This is a genomic window from Aureibaculum luteum (genome assembly GCF_003449015.1).
Classification (GTDB): domain Bacteria; phylum Bacteroidota; class Bacteroidia; order Flavobacteriales; family Flavobacteriaceae; genus Aureibaculum; species Aureibaculum luteum.
Genome location: NZ_QRGD01000005.1, coordinates 54095 through 71794, shown reverse-complemented (window position 1 = coordinate 71794; position 17700 = coordinate 54095). Strand labels below are relative to the sequence as shown.

The 17700-nt window shown below is 31.8% G+C and carries 14 protein-coding genes and 1 other RNA gene; 12 read left to right on the top strand and 3 right to left on the bottom strand.

Features of this window, described 5'->3' with window-relative positions; genetic code table 11:
* The first annotated feature begins 11 nt into the window (after positions 1-11).
* The 11 genes from D3P13_RS12565 to D3P13_RS12515 all read left to right on the top strand — a co-directional run bounded on the left by D3P13_RS12565 (position 12) and on the right by D3P13_RS12515 (position 12786).
* Positions 12-1496, top strand: coding sequence for an alpha-L-fucosidase (locus D3P13_RS12565; RefSeq protein ID WP_117882945.1), 1485 nt, complete (start codon positions 12-14; stop codon positions 1494-1496).
* Between the two features lie 233 nt (positions 1497-1729).
* Positions 1730-3043, top strand: coding sequence for an OmpP1/FadL family transporter (locus D3P13_RS12560; protein WP_117882943.1), 1314 nt, complete (start codon positions 1730-1732; stop codon positions 3041-3043).
* A gap of 144 nt (positions 3044-3187) precedes the next feature.
* Positions 3188-5539, top strand: coding sequence for an ATP-dependent helicase (locus D3P13_RS12555; RefSeq protein ID WP_117882941.1), 2352 nt, complete (start codon positions 3188-3190; stop codon positions 5537-5539).
* 92 nt (positions 5540-5631) lie between these two features.
* Complete coding sequence (locus tag D3P13_RS12550; protein WP_198680026.1) at positions 5632-6282, top strand: DUF4290 domain-containing protein; 651 nt, start codon at positions 5632-5634, stop codon at positions 6280-6282.
* A gap of 90 nt (positions 6283-6372) precedes the next feature.
* Positions 6373-7683, top strand: a complete 1311-nt coding sequence (murA, locus tag D3P13_RS12545; RefSeq protein ID WP_117882939.1) for a UDP-N-acetylglucosamine 1-carboxyvinyltransferase — start codon at positions 6373-6375, stop codon at positions 7681-7683.
* A 239-nt stretch (positions 7684-7922) separates the two neighbouring features.
* Complete coding sequence (locus tag D3P13_RS12540; protein WP_117882937.1) at positions 7923-8471, top strand: nucleotide exchange factor GrpE; 549 nt, start codon at positions 7923-7925, stop codon at positions 8469-8471.
* 30 nt (positions 8472-8501) lie between these two features.
* Positions 8502-9635: a molecular chaperone DnaJ gene (dnaJ, locus tag D3P13_RS12535; RefSeq protein ID WP_117882935.1), complete on the top strand. Its 1134-nt coding sequence runs from the start codon at positions 8502-8504 to the stop codon at positions 9633-9635.
* Between the two features lie 397 nt (positions 9636-10032).
* An RNA gene (gene rnpB / locus D3P13_RS12530) (RNase P RNA component class A) lies at positions 10033-10350 on the top strand.
* Between the two features lie 60 nt (positions 10351-10410).
* Positions 10411-11085 carry a Crp/Fnr family transcriptional regulator gene (locus D3P13_RS12525; protein WP_117882933.1) on the top strand — a complete coding sequence of 225 codons (675 nt, stop codon included), beginning with the start codon at positions 10411-10413 and terminating at the stop codon, positions 11083-11085.
* Positions 11086-11211: 126 nt separating this feature from the next.
* The gene (locus D3P13_RS12520; RefSeq protein ID WP_117882931.1) at positions 11212-12108 is read left to right on the top strand and encodes an anti-sigma factor; all 897 of its coding nucleotides are present in this window, start codon (positions 11212-11214) and stop codon (positions 12106-12108) included.
* A gap of 99 nt (positions 12109-12207) precedes the next feature.
* Positions 12208-12786: a TlpA family protein disulfide reductase gene (locus D3P13_RS12515; protein ID WP_117882929.1), complete on the top strand. Its 579-nt coding sequence runs from the start codon at positions 12208-12210 to the stop codon at positions 12784-12786.
* A 72-nt stretch (positions 12787-12858) separates the two neighbouring features.
* Here the strand turns inward: D3P13_RS12515 and D3P13_RS12510 are convergent, their stop codons facing one another.
* Complete coding sequence (locus D3P13_RS12510; protein WP_117882927.1) at positions 12859-13206, bottom strand: hypothetical protein; 348 nt, start codon at positions 13204-13206, stop codon at positions 12859-12861.
* A gap of 360 nt (positions 13207-13566) precedes the next feature.
* Here D3P13_RS12510 and D3P13_RS12505 point away from each other — a divergent pair, with 360 nt between their 5' ends.
* The gene (locus D3P13_RS12505) at positions 13567-14910 is read left to right on the top strand and encodes a cation:proton antiporter domain-containing protein (RefSeq protein ID WP_117882925.1); all 1344 of its coding nucleotides are present in this window, start codon (positions 13567-13569) and stop codon (positions 14908-14910) included.
* Here D3P13_RS12505 and D3P13_RS12500 read toward each other — a convergent pair.
* On the bottom strand, positions 14907-16094 hold the full coding sequence (locus tag D3P13_RS12500; RefSeq protein ID WP_117883438.1) for an aspartate aminotransferase family protein: 1188 nt from the start codon (positions 16092-16094) through the stop codon (positions 14907-14909). The genes D3P13_RS12505 and D3P13_RS12500 overlap by 4 nt on opposite strands.
* Before the next feature lie 7 nt (positions 16095-16101).
* Positions 16102-17676: an OstA-like protein gene (locus D3P13_RS12495; RefSeq protein ID WP_232829183.1), complete on the bottom strand. Its 1575-nt coding sequence runs from the start codon at positions 17674-17676 to the stop codon at positions 16102-16104.
* Positions 17677-17700: the final 24 nt, after the last annotated feature.

Here is a 17700-nt window from a genome sequence, read left to right as displayed (position 1 = left end):
ATAAATAAATCATGAAATTAAATTTTTTAACATTACTATTGTTAATATCAACCGTTAGTTTTTCGCAAGCTATTTATGAAGACGAAAGGTATGTGCCTGAAACTGATCCGTTAGTTTTAGAAAAATTAGACGAATGGCAAGATAAAAAGTTCGGATTATTAATGCATTGGTCTCCAGCGAGTCAATGGGGCGTGGTTGAATCTTGGTCCTTATGTCCTGAAGATTATGGTTGGTGTGAACGTAAAAAAGGAGAAAATCCGCAAAATTATTTTGAATACAAAAAAGAATATGAAGGTTTAAAAAAGACTTTTAATCCTACTGAATTTAATCCTGACAAGTGGGCAGAAGCAGCTAAAAATGCGGGAATGAAATATATGATTTTTACCACTAAGCATCATGATGGTTTTTCTATGTTTGATTCTAAGTATACAGATTATAAAGTAACTGACCCAGAATGTGCTTTTAGTACAAATCCAAAAGCAAATATTACCAAAGAGATATTTAATGCATTTAGAGCAAAAGATTTTTGGATAGGAGCCTATTTTTCAAAACCAGATTGGAATCAAGAAAATTATTGGGATCCTTATTTTCCACCACAAGATAGAAATGTCAATTATGATCCTTTAGAATATCCTGAAAAATGGCAAAAATATATTGATTTTACACACAATCAGATTTTAGAATTACTTACAGATTATGGTAAGGTTAATATTTTATGGTTAGATGGAGGCTGGGTGGCTAAAATGTCAGAAGAAGAAGTTGTGTCTGCTTATAAAAGCAAGTTTGCAGAAAATAAGTCAGGTAACGGATTTATTAAACATCGTGCTGTTAGTCAGGATATTAAAATGGATGAATTGGTTGTGAAAGCTAGGGAAAAGCAACCAGGATTAATTGTTGTGGATAGAGCGGTTCATGGTAAAAACCAGAATTATTTAACACCCGAAAACAGAGTTCCTGAAAAAGCATTGTCTTATCCTTGGGAGTCTTGTATTATTTCGGGCGGTGGCTGGTCGCATACATTCAATGCAACCTATAAAAGTGGAAGAGAAGGAGTTCAAATGTTAGTTGATATTGTGGCAAAAGGTGGTAATTTATTATTGAATATTGCTCCAGGTCCTGATGGAACTTGGCAACAAGGAGCATATGATTTACTTAAAGAATATCAAGATTGGATAAATGTTAATGGAACAGCCATTTATAATACCAAGCCTATTGCTCCTTTTAAAGAAAATAATATTTGCTTTACGCAAAACAAAAAGGAAAATGTATTTTTCTTTTACTTGGCTGAGGAAAATGAGAATACAATGCCTAGTGAGATTGTCGTTGAATCATTCACTCCTAAAAGAGGTGCTAAAATCACAATGTTAGGCTCAAACACAAGGCTTAAATGGGAAAAATTAGATAAAGGGTTTAAAGTAATTATTCCAGAGAAATTGAGAAATAATCCGAAGAGTAATTATGCCTGGACATTTAAAATTGATGCTATTAAAAGGTAATCAAAAAGTTCGTCTCAACAAGTAATTTTTAAAACATTATTTTCGTTTAGTATTTTATCTTTTAAGAATCTGATTTGAATTAAGAATTTTTAATCATTAAATGATAATTGTCATGGTTTTAGTGGTTTAGTAAACTTACTTTTATTAAAGTTATTTACTAACAGTTGATTATAGGATATATTTTTAACTAAGAAATTGGTATATGTATCGTATAATTATAAAATTTATATGATATGAAAAATAATGTTCACAAATTATTTATTATTCTTTTTTCAACGGTAGCTTTCGCTCAATCTGGACATATAATGCAAGGTGTAGGCTCAGTTAATATGTCCATGGGAGGAGCGTCTACAGCACAACCTTTGGATATATCTGGAGCTTTGCAATGGAACCCGGCAACTATTTCGGTTTTTGATGAAAGCATTTTGAAATTAGATGTCGGTATGTTCTTCTCATCTCCTGAATTAAACTCTACTGTACCTGAATTTGATCAGAATACAGGGCAACCAACTGGTAATTTTTTTAGCGGTACTACAAAAGATGATAGAGATCCTTCAATGATGCCAGCTATAGCATTTGTCTATGGAAAAGAAGATAGTAAACATACTTTTGGTATTTCTGCTTTTGGTATTAGTGGTTTTGGGGTTACTTTTCCTGAAAGCACTACCAACCCTATCAATATGCCACAAAGCATGGGTGGTTTTGGAAGAATAGAATCAGATTATATTCTTTTACAAATAGGCTTAACCTATGCTTATGAAATTTCTGATAAGTTTTCTATTGGGTTAGAACCTACTTTTAACTATTCAACATTAGAATTGATCCCTAACCCAACGACTAATCCTAATTCAGCTGGGTACCCAGCTACCAATAAAGCCTCAGCTACAGGTTTTGGTGGTCAATTTGGTTTGTTCTTTAATTCAGGTTCAGGAATTAAAGCTGGTGCCGCATATAAAACAAAACAATCTTTTAGTGATTTTGAATTTGAAAATACTTATTTAGACAATTCAACAAACACAAATAAATTCAAAATGGATTATCCAGCCATATTATCATTTGGTTTAGGATATTCTAAAGGTACTATTGATATAGCGTTAGATTATAGAACAGTTTTTTATGAAGATACTGATGGGTTTTCCACTACGGGATGGACTCCAACAGCTTCAGTAGCTGGTTTCGGTTGGGAAAATATTTCTATCCTATCTGCAGGAATTCAGTATAAAGGAATTGATAAACTCCCATTACGTTTAGGATATACTTATAGTTCAAACCCTATTAATGATGATGTTGTCTTTTTTAATATTCCAGCAACTGCAATTATAAAAAATGCCTTTCAATTAGGTCTGAGTTATGTGACTAATGATCAATTATCATTTGATGTAGTATTTCATTATGGCACTAGTAGTGGAAAAACAAAAGGTCAGTTACTTAATCCGATGTTTGTTAGTTCAGATAACCCCTATGGGGCAATACCAAACAGTGAAGTTTCATACGATATGACTACCTCATTGATTATGGCTGGTGTTAGCTATACTTTTAACAAATAGTAAAAAGAATCAAAAAAAAAGCGATTTCTATTTTTAGAAATCGCTTTTTTTTATAAAATATTTTATCTATTTAATAACTTTTAAAGAATTAATTGTGATTAATCAATTACAGTTGTATTTTTGAGGCACACAAAAAAACATTTAGTGACGAACTACCTAGAAGAATTAAATGAAGCTCAGCGAGCTGCTGTAGTACAAAAAGATGGAGCTATGATTATTATAGCGGGTGCTGGCTCTGGAAAAACCCGTGTTTTGACGTATAGAATTGCTCATCTGATGAAGCAAGGAGTGGACTCTTTCAGCATTTTGGCATTAACCTTTACAAATAAGGCAGCCCGTGAAATGAAGAACAGAATTGCCAAAATGGTTGGTGATAGTGAAGCGAAAAATTTATGGATGGGTACTTTTCACTCTGTTTTTGCTCGTATTTTACGATCAGAAGCAGATAAATTAGGGTTTCCTAGAAATTTCACAATTTACGATACACAAGATTCTGTTCGACTGATTTCTACCATTATTAAAGAAATGCAGTTAGATAAAGACAGATACAAACCTAAACAAGTGTTGAGTCGTATATCTTCTTTTAAAAACAGTCTTATTACGGTAAAGGCGTATTATGCTAACTCTGAATTGCAAGAGACAGATAAAATGGCAAATCGTCCTAAAATTGGTGAAATTTATCAGCAGTATGTAGATCGTTGTTTTAAAGCTGGTGCAATGGATTTTGACGATTTATTGTTGAGAACCAATGAGCTCTTAACACGTTTTCCTGATGTCTTAGCAAAGTATCAAGATCGATTTAGATACATAATGGTTGATGAGTATCAGGATACCAATCACTCTCAATATTTAATTGTGAGGGCATTAGCGGATAGATTTCAAAATATTTGTGTGGTAGGTGATGATTCGCAAAGTATTTATGCATTTAGGGGAGCAAATATTCAGAATATTTTAAATTTTCAAAGGGATTATGAAGAGGTTAAGATTTTTAAATTAGAGCAAAATTATAGATCTACTAGTAATATTGTGGAAGCTGCCAATAGTGTTATTGATAAAAATAAAACCAAATTGGATAAAGAAATTTGGACAGATAATGATAAGGGTGAAAAAGTAAAAATAATGCGTACCCTTTCAGAAGGGGAAGAAGGTCGTTTCGTGGCGAATTCAATTTTTGATAATAAGATGAATCATCAACTCAAAAATGAAGACTTTGCTATTTTGTATAGAACGAATTCTCAATCAAGAGCTATTGAAGATGCCTTACGTAAAAAAGATATTACCTATAGAATTTTTGGTGGATTATCCTTTTATCAACGTAAAGAAATAAAGGATATATTATCTTATTTACGCTTAATTGTAAACCCTAATGATGAAGAAGCCTTAAAACGTGTAATTAATTATCCAGCAAGGGGAGTGGGGCAAACAACTATTGAAAGATTAAGTGTGGCCGCTAATCATTATAAAAAATCTATTTTTGAAATTCTTGAAAATATCGATAAAGTCGATGTAAAAATAAATGCAAGTACAAAATTAAAACTACATAATTTTGTAACGATGGTGAAGACTTTTCAGATAGAAGCAGAAACAAAGAATGCGTTTGAAGTAGCTGATTTTGTTGTAAAACAAACCAAAATAATTAAGGAGTTAGAAAAAGATGAAGCCCCAGAAGCTGTTAGTAAAGTTGAAAACGTTCAAGAATTATTAAACGGTATTAAAGATTTTATTGACGAGCAAAACGAGGTAAAAGAAGACGGAGAAGAAAGAAAAACAGATACTTCGCTTGCTTACTTTCTTGAAGATGTGGCCTTAGCTACTGATTTAGATAATGAAAAAAACAAGGATGTAGATAGCGTTTCTTTGATGACGGTGCACATGGCAAAGGGATTAGAGTTTCAATACGTATATATTGTTGGTTTGGAAGAAAACTTATTTCCTTCAGCAATGAGTATGAACACGCGAAGTGAGCTAGAAGAAGAGCGTCGTTTGTTTTATGTAGCTCTAACTAGAGCTGAAAAACAGGCCTATTTATCATATGCACATTCAAGATACCGTTGGGGTAAATTAGTAGATTGTGAACCAAGTCGATTCTTAGAAGAAATAGACGATAAGTATATCGATTTTATGACGCCAAAGGTTTCTCCAAATATTAATAAATTTATTAATGAAGATATTTTTGGTGATGTTCCTCAAGATAAAGTTCGCTTTAAAAAACCTGTAAAAAGAGAGGTGGTTAAGCCTAAAGGTAAACAAAAATCAACTCCAGAAACCATACAAATAAGTGCACCAAAAAACCTAAAAAAGGTTAGTAATATTAACCAAAATTTATTTGATAGCAATATTACAGTTGGTAATGTAGTTGAACATACCAAGTTTGGTAAAGGTGAAGTTGTTAACTTGGAAGGTGTTGGTTCTAATAAGAAAGCTGAAATAAACTTTGATTCAGTTGGAAGTAAAAAATTACTATTACAATTTGCCAAACTTAAAATTTTAGGTTAAAACACTATGCTTTAAACAAATAATTGTTTCTTTGTGCATACTATAAAAATACTTTTTAAAAATATCCGTTAGGGTACTACATATATATTACTATGATTGACTACGATTTAGAATACAATTCAGCGAGAGAGCATTTGATAATACCAGAATATGGGAGACATGTACAGAAGCTTGTGAACCATTGTATTAAGTTAGAAACAAAAGAAGAACGTAACGAAATGGCGAATGCCATTATTGATGTAATGGGTAATTTACAACCGCATTTAAGAGATGTTCCAGATTTTAAGCATAAATTATGGGATCAGCTTTTTATCATGTCTGATTTTAATTTGGATGCAGATTCACCTTATACAACTCCATCACAAGCTGAATTAACAGCAAAACCAGATAAGTTAGAATACCCTAAAGCAGCCTCAAAATATAAATTTTATGGTCATAATATTCAGACTATGATAGATACTGCATTGACATGGGAAGAAGGAGAACTTAAAGAAGCACTTATTTTTACGATTGCTAACCACATGAAAAAATGCTTTCTTAATTGGAATAAAGATACTGTTGATGATGATGTTATATTTAAACATTTAGCAGAACTTTCTCATGGAAAAATAAATTTAAGTACTTCAGATGAAACTTTATCTGAAATTAAAAATTTATTAAGAAAAAAGCCTACAAATAAATCTACAAATAAACCTACGAATAAGCATAAAAATAATTCAAATAAGAATCGTAGGAAAAGATAATGATAAGTAATGGTTTTTAAAAACCAACTAATTTATCATTATAGTAAATCAAATAGAAAAAACCACAACTAAAAAACCTGATAATCAACAATGGGGACGTTTAAAATAGAAGGCGGTCATAAACTAAAAGGTTCAATTACACCTCAAGGAGCAAAAAATGAAGCCTTACAAATTTTGTGTGCAGTATTATTAACACCAGAAAAAGTTGTAATTTCAAATATTCCAGATATTGTAGATGTAAACAAGCTTATTAGTCTCTTAGAGAATTTTGGTGTAAAAATTCAGAAAAACGGTCAAGGATCCTATACTTTTCAAGCAGATGATGTTAATTTAGAATATTTAGAGTCAGAGAGGTTTAAAGTAGATGGTAGTGGTTTACGTGGATCAATTATGATTGTGGGGCCTTTGTTAGCACGTTTTGGAAAGGGATATATACCTAAACCAGGTGGAGATAAAATAGGTAGAAGACGTTTAGATACCCATTTTGAGGGTTTTATGAAGTTAGGTGCTAAGTTTCGCTTTAATAAAGAAGATCATTTTTATGGTGTAGAAGCTAAAACGCTGAAAGGAGCATATATGTTACTAGATGAAGCTTCTGTTACAGGTACTGCAAACATTGTTATGGCAGCTGTATTGGCTGAAGGAAAAACGACGATATATAATGCCGCTTGTGAACCCTATTTACAGCAATTATGTAAAATGTTGAATAGAATGGGAGCCAAAATTACCGGTGTAGGCTCTAATATGCTACATATAGAAGGGGTTAAAGAATTAGGTGGAACATCACATAGAATGTTGCCTGATATGATTGAAATTGGAAGTTGGATCGGCTTGGCAGCAATGACAAAAAGTGAATTGACCATTAAAGGTGTCAGTTGGGATGATTTAGGAGTTATACCAAGCGTTTTTCGAAAATTAGGAATTACAGTAGAACGTCAAGGTGATGATATTCATATACCAGAACATAAGAATGGGTATAATGTACAGAGTTTTATAGATGGTTCTATACTCACCATATCTGATGCTCCATGGCCTGGATTTACACCAGATTTATTGAGTATTATTTTGGTTGTGGCAACACAAGCAAATGGAAGTTTATTAATTCATCAAAAAATGTTCGAAAGCCGTTTGTTTTTCGTTGATAAATTGATAGATATGGGAGCTAAAATTATATTATGTGACCCACACAGAGCCACTGTAATTGGTCATGATTTTAAATCTGACTTACAAGCTACAACCATGACTTCACCTGATATTAGAGCAGGTGTTTCACTATTAATAGCGGCACTTTCTGCTAAGGGGACTTCAACAATCCATAATATAGAGCAAATAGATAGAGGGTACGAACGTATTGATGAACGTTTGCAAGCTATCGGAGCAAAAATTATAAGAGTAGATTAATTTTAAAAATCTCAAAAATTTATAAATCCAATTTTATTTCGGTGAAATTGGATTTTTTTTGTTTAAAAGTGAAGTGCATTAATCCTTTTTCATAGAAATATAACATGTTTTTTACTATTGTTTTAGTAAATAGTAGGGTAATATTTCTCTATTAAAATTTTTCTTCTGACATTATGGCATTTTAGAGGAATTGGCAGTACTTTTGCAAACTAAATTTTTAATGTTAAATATTCATAGAGATGAGTACAGAAGAAAATACAAATCAAGAAGAGATTCAAGATACAGGAAATGTTCAAGATGGTCAGGCAGAAGTTAATGGAGAAGAAGTGAATGATACTGCAGAACCGACTACTGAAGATTTAATTCAAAAGGAAAAAGATAAGTATTTACGCTTATTTGCTGAGTTTGAAAATTATAAAAAAAGAACTTCAAGGGAGAGATTAGAGTTATTTAAAACTGCAAATCAAGACTTAATGACTGTTTTATTGCCGGTTTTAGATGATTTTGAGCGTGCATTAACGCATGCAGAAGACGATAAAGAGGCTGAAGAATTACGTAAAGGAGTGTTGTTAATTTATCAGAAACTTCTAAAAACATTAGAGCTAAAGGGGTTGACTAAGGTAGAGGTGAAGCAAGGTGATAAATTTGATGCTGAAATACATGAAGCTATTACTCAAATTCCAGCTCCATCAAAAAAATTAAAAGGAAAGGTTATTGACGTAACAGAAAAAGGATATAAGTTGGGTGAAAAAATTATTCGTTATCCTAAAGTAGTTATTGGTCAATAAATTATTTTCAGTGTAATTAAATTTTAAATTTTGAAGGAAGATTATTATATAATATTAGGAATTGAAAAAAGTGCATCTGCTGCAGAAATAAAGAAAGCGTATCGAAAGAAGGCTATTAAATATCATCCGGATAAAAATCCTGATGATAAAACGGCAGAAGAAAAATTCAAAAAAGCAGCGGAAGCTTATGAAATACTAGGTAATGCTGATAAAAAATCTCGTTACGATCAATTTGGACATTCTGCATTTGAAGGTGGTCAAGGTGGAGGATTTGGCGGTGGTGGAATGAATATGGACGATATCTTCAGTCAATTTGGAGATATTTTTGGTGGTGCATTTGGCGGCGGAGGCGGATTTTCTGGTTTTGGCGGAGGTGGTCAAAGTAGAGGTGGTGTTAGAGTGAAAGGAAGTAATCTTAGAATTCGTGTCAAATTAACATTAGAAGAAATTGTTAATGGTGTCGAAAAAAAGGTAAAAGTAAAGCGTTTGGTTAAAGCCAAGGGAGTTACTTATAAGACCTGTAGTACATGTAATGGTCAAGGTCAAGTTACTCGAGTTACCAATACCATATTAGGGAGAATGCAGACAGCAACTACGTGTCCTACGTGTCAAGGTGCTGGTCAAATGATAGATCATAGACCCAGTGGCTCAGATGCTCAAGGTTTAATAGAAAAAGAAGAAAGTGTTTCTATTAAAATTCCACCTGGTGTTGTAGATGGTGTTCAATTAAAAGTATCAGGTAAAGGTAATGAAGCTCCTGGAAATAGTATATCTGGAGATTTATTGGTCGTTATCCAAGAAATTCCGCATGATAAGTTAAAACGTGAGGGTAATAACTTACACTATGATATGTATGTGAGTATTCCTGATGCGGTACTTGGTGAAAGTATGGAAATTGATACCTTAACAGGTAAAGTCAGAATTAAAATTGAAGCAGGGACGCAGTCCGGAAAAATATTACGATTAAGAGGTAAAGGTTTGCCAAGTCTAGAAGGTTACGGTAAAGGAGACTTGTTAATTCATGTCAATGTTTGGACTCCAAAGGACTTGTCGAAAGATCAAAAAGATTTTTTCGAATCGATGAAAGATGATGAGCATTTTGCACCGATACCAACACATTCGGATAAATCATTTTTTGAAAAGGTCAAAGATATGTTTTCATAATACAGGTATGAATTAATCATTTATTGATAATTTTTTACTGTTTTTAGTAATAAAATTTATATATTTGCCCTGTTGAATTGTAAAATTCAACACTTTTTCTTTTTCATAGCAATTTTCCCACTCTAATTTAGAGTGGGTTTTTTTATGTAACAAATTTTTAACATTTAATAACGTGTTGTTTTTTAATTAGTTACACTTCGTTTTATTTATTTTATCATTAATTACTTATACGTTACAATAATATTATAGAGACCACGTTTATATATTTGTATTGCTGAGCAATAGTTCAGTAATATTTCTTTTTCATAGCAATTTTCTCACTCTTTTTAATTAAGGAGTGGGATTTTTTTTATCCATTAATTATAGATTCACATTTTTATTAGTTCTATTTTTGCAGAAAGTAGGCTACCTTATCGATTTCACTTATGGTGGAATAGGAAAGTCCGGACATCGCAGCGAATCATAGCGGATAACATCCGTCTGGCGTGAGCCAAGGACAAGTGCAACAGAAAGCAAGTACAGTTAGGCTGTAGTGAAACCAGGTAAACTCTATGAGATGCAATGTTACGTATATTGGAGTCCCGAAAGGGTAAGGGTACGCGTCCAATTCCAAGGGGTAAACAGCTAAAGTTATGCAGTAATGTATAACGTAGATAAATGATAAGGATTTCAGTTCAACTGAATTACAGAATCCGGCTTATAGCCTACTTTTTTTATTTTTTTGTAAGAAATAGGACTACCAATCGACTTAATCATCAACCAAAACAATATAGCTATGAAAACTAATATGTGGTTTTTTGATGATGTAAATCTTTTTAAAATTTTATGTCCTCATAAATATTCGGAGTATTCTTCAAACCATAAATTTAGTTCTTATAAAAAAAGTGATTATATCTATTTTGAGCAAGATTCTGCCAATAAAATTTATTTGATTAATAAAGGTAAAGTTAAAATTGGTCAATATAATGATGATGGTGAAGAAATTGTTAGAGCAATATTGACTAAGGGAGAAATGTTCGGAGAAAAAGCCATTTTAGGAATTGATAAAAGAAATGAATTTGCACAATCTATTGATAATACTACATCAATTTGTCCAATATCAAAAGAAACACTTTTTGAACTGATGAGAGATAATGTTTCCGTAAGCTTTAAAATTTATAAATTCATTGGATTACGTATAAAAAGGCTGGAACGAAGAATTCAATTATTACTATTTAAAGATACGAAAACTAGACTGTTAGAGTTCTTAGATGAGTTGTGTGAAGATTATGGATATGATTGTGAAAAGACTGGTGATAAAATTATTAAACATCCTTATACCCAAAAAGATATTGCTTCATTAATTGGAACGTCTAGACCTACACTTAATATTATACTTAACGAATTAAAACATGCAAAAATCTTAGATTTTTATAAAAAAGAAATTCGCATTCTTAAAAAAGTGGCGTAGTGTTAGCTAGCTAACATTTTATAAAACCTACCTCTTTTATATTTGTCATATAAATTTTACTCAAATTATTGGTCTCTCAATTGATTCTAATAAAAACACTATTACTAACACATAAAAAACTTTATTATGACAAGAAACAATTTATTTTTAGCTATTACAGCTTTTGGACTGCTATTTACATCGTGTGACGATGATAACCACTTTTCACCTTCAACAAAAAATTTAACCATTAATGTTACCGGTTTAGAAGAATTGGGCTCAGATTACGTTTATGAAGGATGGATTATAGTTGATGGAGCTCCAGTAAGTACGGGAACTTTTTCAGACATTTCATTAGGTCAAACTTTTGCCATAGATGCCGAAGAATTAGATGCGGCAACTAGATTTGTATTAAGTATAGAGCCTGCAGGAGAAACAGGTACTGCGGCAGCAACTCCTTCTGATACTAAATTGGTTGTCGGAGATTTTTCAGGGAGTAGTGCAACAGTTTCAGTGTGTACAGTTGGTGATTTTACCACAGTTACACCAACTGGGAAATTCTTTTTAAGATCTCCAACGGATGAATCTGCAGATAATAATGGTAACGATGAAAGTGGAATTTGGTTTGGTACACCTGGAGCACCACCTTCACCCGCTTTTACATTGCCAACCTTAGAAGCTGGTTGGAAATACGAAGGTTGGGTTGTTGTAGATGGTCAAGGTCCATTATCTACGGGGACATTTACGGCATTTGATGTTGCAGATGAAAATGCAGGAAGTGCAACTTCTTTCAGTGGAATTGAAAATGCAGGTCCTCCAATTCCGGGTGAAGATTTTTTTAGCAACACTCCGACAGGATTCTCATTTCCATTAGATATTAGAGGAAGAACGGTAGTAATTTCTGTAGAACCATCACCAGATAATTCACCTGCACCTTTTTTATTAAAACCTTTATTGGGTACTGCTGGTAATGAAACGGCACCAGCAACATATGATTTAACTTTTGATAATGCTTCTTTCCCATCAGGGACAGTAAACAGATAAAACAATTCAAGTGTTTTAAGTTATTTAAGGTGTAACATTTGTTGCACCTTTTTTTTATTTATTTTTGTAAGATTGTAATAATTATACTACTAATGTAATATGAAACTTAACAAAAAAACGATATCTAATATTCTATTTTTCGGATTTATTATATTTCTTTTCACACCATTTGGTTTGGGTACAAGAGCAAAGTTAACCCAAGGTGTTACCTATGTAAAGACCTTACTATTTTCTCCTTCTGTTGAGCAAATTGATAAGCGACTGGCAGTAGATACTTATGATTTGAAATTCGAAGGTATTGTCTCAGCGAACGATATAAACTTGGAATCGTTAAAAGGTAAAGTAGTTTTTATTAACTATTGGGCAACTTGGTGTCCACCTTGTATTGCAGAAATGCCCATGATAAATAAGCTGTATTTAGATTATAATGAAAAATTGGCATTTTTATTTGTAACGACAGATAATAAAGAGAAAGTTGAGAAATTTTATGGTAAGAATGATTATAACTTCCCTACATATAATCAAATGTCAAAAGCACCAAAGCAATTAGAAGTGTCAACCATTCCAACTACTTTTATTTTAGATAAAAATGGAAAGGTGGCATTGTCAGAATATGGAGCTGTCAATTGGAACAGTAATTCAATTAGAGAATTATTAGATAAATTAATTGAAGAATAATTAATGTGTTTTGTATAAAAAAAGAGACTGTCTTTAAGTTAAAGACAGTCTCTTTTTTTTATGTATTACTTATTATTTTACCATTTTAAAAGGCATCTCATAAACTTTACCAACTTTTAATTTATTCACCTTTACTTTTTTATAATTCAAGTGTTTTTTTATATAAGTATCAATTATAGAATTATTTTTTTTATCATTTTTTGATCTAACTGAAATGATGACAAGTTCTGATTTTTCATTTAGCATAAATGATACATTTGCTACTAATTGATCAGAATCAATGTTGACTTCCTTTTGATCTAATAGCCTAATAATTTGACTTCTAATTTCTGATTTGGTGTCTGGTTCTGCATTAGATGCATATGTTAAAGATCCAACAAATAATGCTAATGATAAAGAAACTAATTTTAATTTTTTCATGATAAATATGTTTTAGATTAATTTTTATGTTATACCTAATAGACTTTTTGAAGGACAAATTGTTACTGTTATTTTTTACTTTAACTAAATATTAGCACATCTTAACAGTTTTAACATTAAGTTTAAAATTTTTCGTTAATATTTATAAACGCCAGTGTTTAAGCTGTGTTCTTTAATGATGTTCTCATTAAAAGTAGCTTTTTAGGAACGCTCTTTAGGAGGTAGATTAATCAATCATGTATTTTTTTTACTAGGATTCAAACAAATTGTAACTTATATCCGTTATTATCAATGAAAAATAACATTATAAAATTTTAAATGGTATTTTTAACTAGTTAAACCAAACCAAACTAATTCTACATGGAAATATTATCTTCTTATAATTTAATCATTGGAGCTTCTGTAATAATTATTTTATCTTTTTGGTTTACGGGACTATCGAAAAAAACAAATATTCCTTCGGTTTTAATGCTCATAGTATTAGGTGTTGTTTTAAAATTTGCAATGGATTATTTTGTAGGAGAAGAAATAGATTTTAGACCTTCCTTAGAAATTTTAGGCACAATTGGGTTAATTATGATTGTTCTTGAAGCTGCCTTAGAATTAGAATTGAAACGAGAGAAACTAATACCTATTTTAAAATCAATGGCAATAGCTTTGATTGGTTTAGTGGCATCAGCATGGGTAGCTGCACTTATACTGCATTATGCAGTTGATGGAATGTCAATGACCTCTGCTTGGTTATACGCAATTCCGTTGTCCATACTATCTAGTGCTATTATTATACCAAGTGTAAGTGGGTTAGGAGATAAGAAGAAAGAATTTCATATATATGAAAGTACCTTCTCAGATATAATGGGAATTATGATGTTTTATTTTATGATTGGAGGTCTTGATCCGGAACATGCTGTTGGGGCAGGAGAATTTGCATTAACTACAGTATTAACCATTATTATTGCTCTTGTGGCCAGTTATGGTATCATCTTAATTTTTCAAAAAATTAAAAGTCAAGCAAAACTTTTCTTGTTAATAGCGGTATTGCTTTTACTTTATGCTATTGGTAAGAAATTCCATTTGTCTTCATTAATAATTATATTGATTTTTGGATTGGTAATTGCAAACGTGAAATTATTCTTTCCTGGAAAAACAGCAATATTTTTAGAGAAAGATAAAATTGACCAAATATATCATGAATTGCATATTATTACATTAGAAACAGCTTTTGTAATACGTACATTTTTCTTTGTAATTTTTGGGCTTACTATTGTTTTATCTTCTTTAGTTAGTATAAGTGTAGTAGGTATTAGTCTTTTAATTATAGCCTCTATTTATGCAATTCGCTACGTTATTTTAAGAATATTTATAGGTAAAGATATTTTTCCGCAGTTATTTATAGCACCTAGAGGGTTGATAACTATTTTATTGTTTTATAGCATACCCAAAGAAGGTCAGATAGAAAATTTTGAATCGGGTATATTACTATTTGTAATTATTGCAACAAGCTTATTGATGACTTGGGCAATGATAAAAGATAAGAAAAAAATTGGAACTATTTTGGATGATATCGATGATGAAGTACAACAAAGAAATGAAGCGGAAGATGTATTAAACGAACAAGAATCCTTAGAAGAACGTAATGAAGACACTAAGCAAAACGAAGTTTCAGAAGATAAGGAAAACGGATTTCCTTCTACTGAGCATTAGTTTTTCGTAACTTCATTAATTACATTAAGTAAAATTTCACATCCTTTTTCTATTTCATCATTGGTAATATTTAAAGGAGGTGTTATTCTAACAGCACGCCCTTCAAATAGTAGCCAAAAAAGTAATAAACCTTTCTCTAACGATTTTAAGATAATTTGCGAGGCAATTTCCGGGGAGTCAACAATTAAAGCTAATAGTAATCCTTTACCTCTAATTTCATTTACTGCTGTATGTTGTAATCTTTTTCTGAATAACTTTTCCTTTTCTAAGGTCTCGGCCATTAAGTTGGTTGAGCTAATTTCCCTTACTGTCGCCAAGGCTGAAGCTGCTATTACCGGATGCCCTCCAAAAGTAGTAATATGACCTAATTTGGGGTTTTCTTTTAGAATTGACATCATGTTATTAGGAGCAATAAAGGCTCCAATAGGCATGCCGCCACCTAAACCTTTCCCCGTTATAATAATATCTGGAGTGGTGTTGTAATTTTCAAAACCAAAGAATGTACCCGTTCTGCCAATACCTGTTTGTATTTCGTCGAGTATTAACAGTGCACCAACCTCTTCACAACGTTTTTTGACTTTTAATAAATAATCATTTTTTGGAACAATGAAACCAGCCCCACCTTGAATGGTTTCCAAGAGTACGGCTGCTGTTTTTGAAGTGATTTTTTTTAGCTCCTCTTCATTATTAAAAGTGATAAATTTAATGCCAGGAACTAGTGGTCTAAAAGCTCTATTTTGATTCTCATTTCCGCAAACACTCATAGCACCTTGTGTATTACCATGGTAAGCATTTTTGGCGGCTATTATTTCTGTTCTACCCGTAAATTTTTTAGCTAATTTTAATGCTCCTTCTGTTGCCTCAGTTCCTGAATTTGTTAAATATACCGACCATTGTTTTGATTGAGGAAGTAAATTTACTAAATGTTTACAGAGTTCAACTGCTGGTTTTTGAACAAACTCTCCATAAACCATAACATGTGTATAGGCATTAACCTGATCAATTATAGCTTTTTTGACTTTAGGATGGTTGTGCCCTAAACTATTGGCAGAAACACCTGCAATGAAATCGAGATACTCTTTACCCCTTGTATCATAAACAAAAGTTCCTTCGGCATGCGATATTTCTAATGCTAATGGGTGAGGAGAAGTTTGAGCTTGGTATTTTATAAAATCTGATTGCATACGGTAACTATTTTTGTCCACTATCTTTATTGATAAGTTCTAGCGAATTTACAGTACGTTGTTCGTCTTTTTTAACTTTAATTACATCATCATCCTTTATAAAAATATCTTCCATTTTTTTTGGTTTTTCTTTATCACGCCAAACAAAACCACGAAAAATACGATCACTTTTTGGTATTTTAGAGGGTGGATAAATAGTTCCTTCAGGGTTAACGAAATACGTAATGTTTTTGATTTTCTTATCTTTTAATTGAAAATTGATATAGCTACACGTACTTTTATCTATTCCATTAAGATTGTCTTCATCATCTCTAACATAAAATATGCTTTCTGCGTTACCCACAACATTAACATCTTCTAAATCATTGTCAATAAATTTCCCTAATATATTCCTACCTTTTATCTGATTATACCCTGCAGAATCTTTTTGAATCACAAAGGCATTACGTAAGATTTTTAAACTGTCTAATTGCTCTGTTACAGAATTTGAAAGTAAGTGAATAGTGTCTCCAGTAATTTGACTTTCTTGCGACCATAATACAGGATTTCTAAACATTTGGGTGAGTCCCGTTTTTTGATCTGAATGAATTGAATCACACTTACCACTTAAATTACTCTTGAAGAATTTTACGCGATTATAAGCTCTAATTATTCTATTTTCAGGTTTGCCAGTTACCAGCAATGTATCGCCATGTACATACATTGAATCTTTCTCAATTTCTGTTATAGCAACGGCTTTGTTTATCACAAAAGCGGAATCTAATTTTTGGTAAAACTCACCATAATTACCTCGAATTACGGCATTATTTAATGTGTCTAACATCTTTATATTATTGGTGGCTGAGGCAAAGGCTAAATTCCTATCATAATATAAACTATCTGCAGTAATAGACCTGTTTTGGTAGGTGAGCACTGAGTTTTTAGTAAAATGAGAAATATTTTTTTTAGTATCATAAAACCCACTTTCGGTATAAATGTGGTTGTCTTCTCCAGTAATGGTGGAGGGTCCATAAAGAAATGCTTGTCCATTACTTGTATAATAATCTAAATGGTCAGATTCCAACACATAATCAGGGTTGGTGAGAATAACATTAGAAAGTGCCTCAAATTTAGAGGTTTTTAAATAATAATTTCCCTTTTCACTGACCAAAACATTGGCAGTATCTTTAATGGTTGCACCACTTTTATAAAACAATTGCTGCTTTTTTCGGTCAAAGTCTAACGTGTCTGTAATCAAAGTCATTTCCTGATTGTTTAGTACAACCTTACCCCATGATTTTGCTTTTTTTGTCTTACCATTATACTGCACATAATCACTAGTTTGTGTTAGTGTGTCACCTTGATTCAAAACAACATTTCCAAAGGCTCTTATTATATTCTGTAGCTTATAATGTACCGCTGTTTTACTTCTTAAAGTAAAACCTTCATGCTCTATAAATACATCTCCTAATAAAACCGTACCGTTAGGGTATCTTTCATCATCTTCAATAGAAGTGTCAGCATGTAATATTTCAATCCGCTTTTGCTGAGCCTCCAAAGCTAAGGTTGTGATAAATACTATTAAAAATAAGATTTTTTTCAAATTGAATGATTTGCTACAAAACTA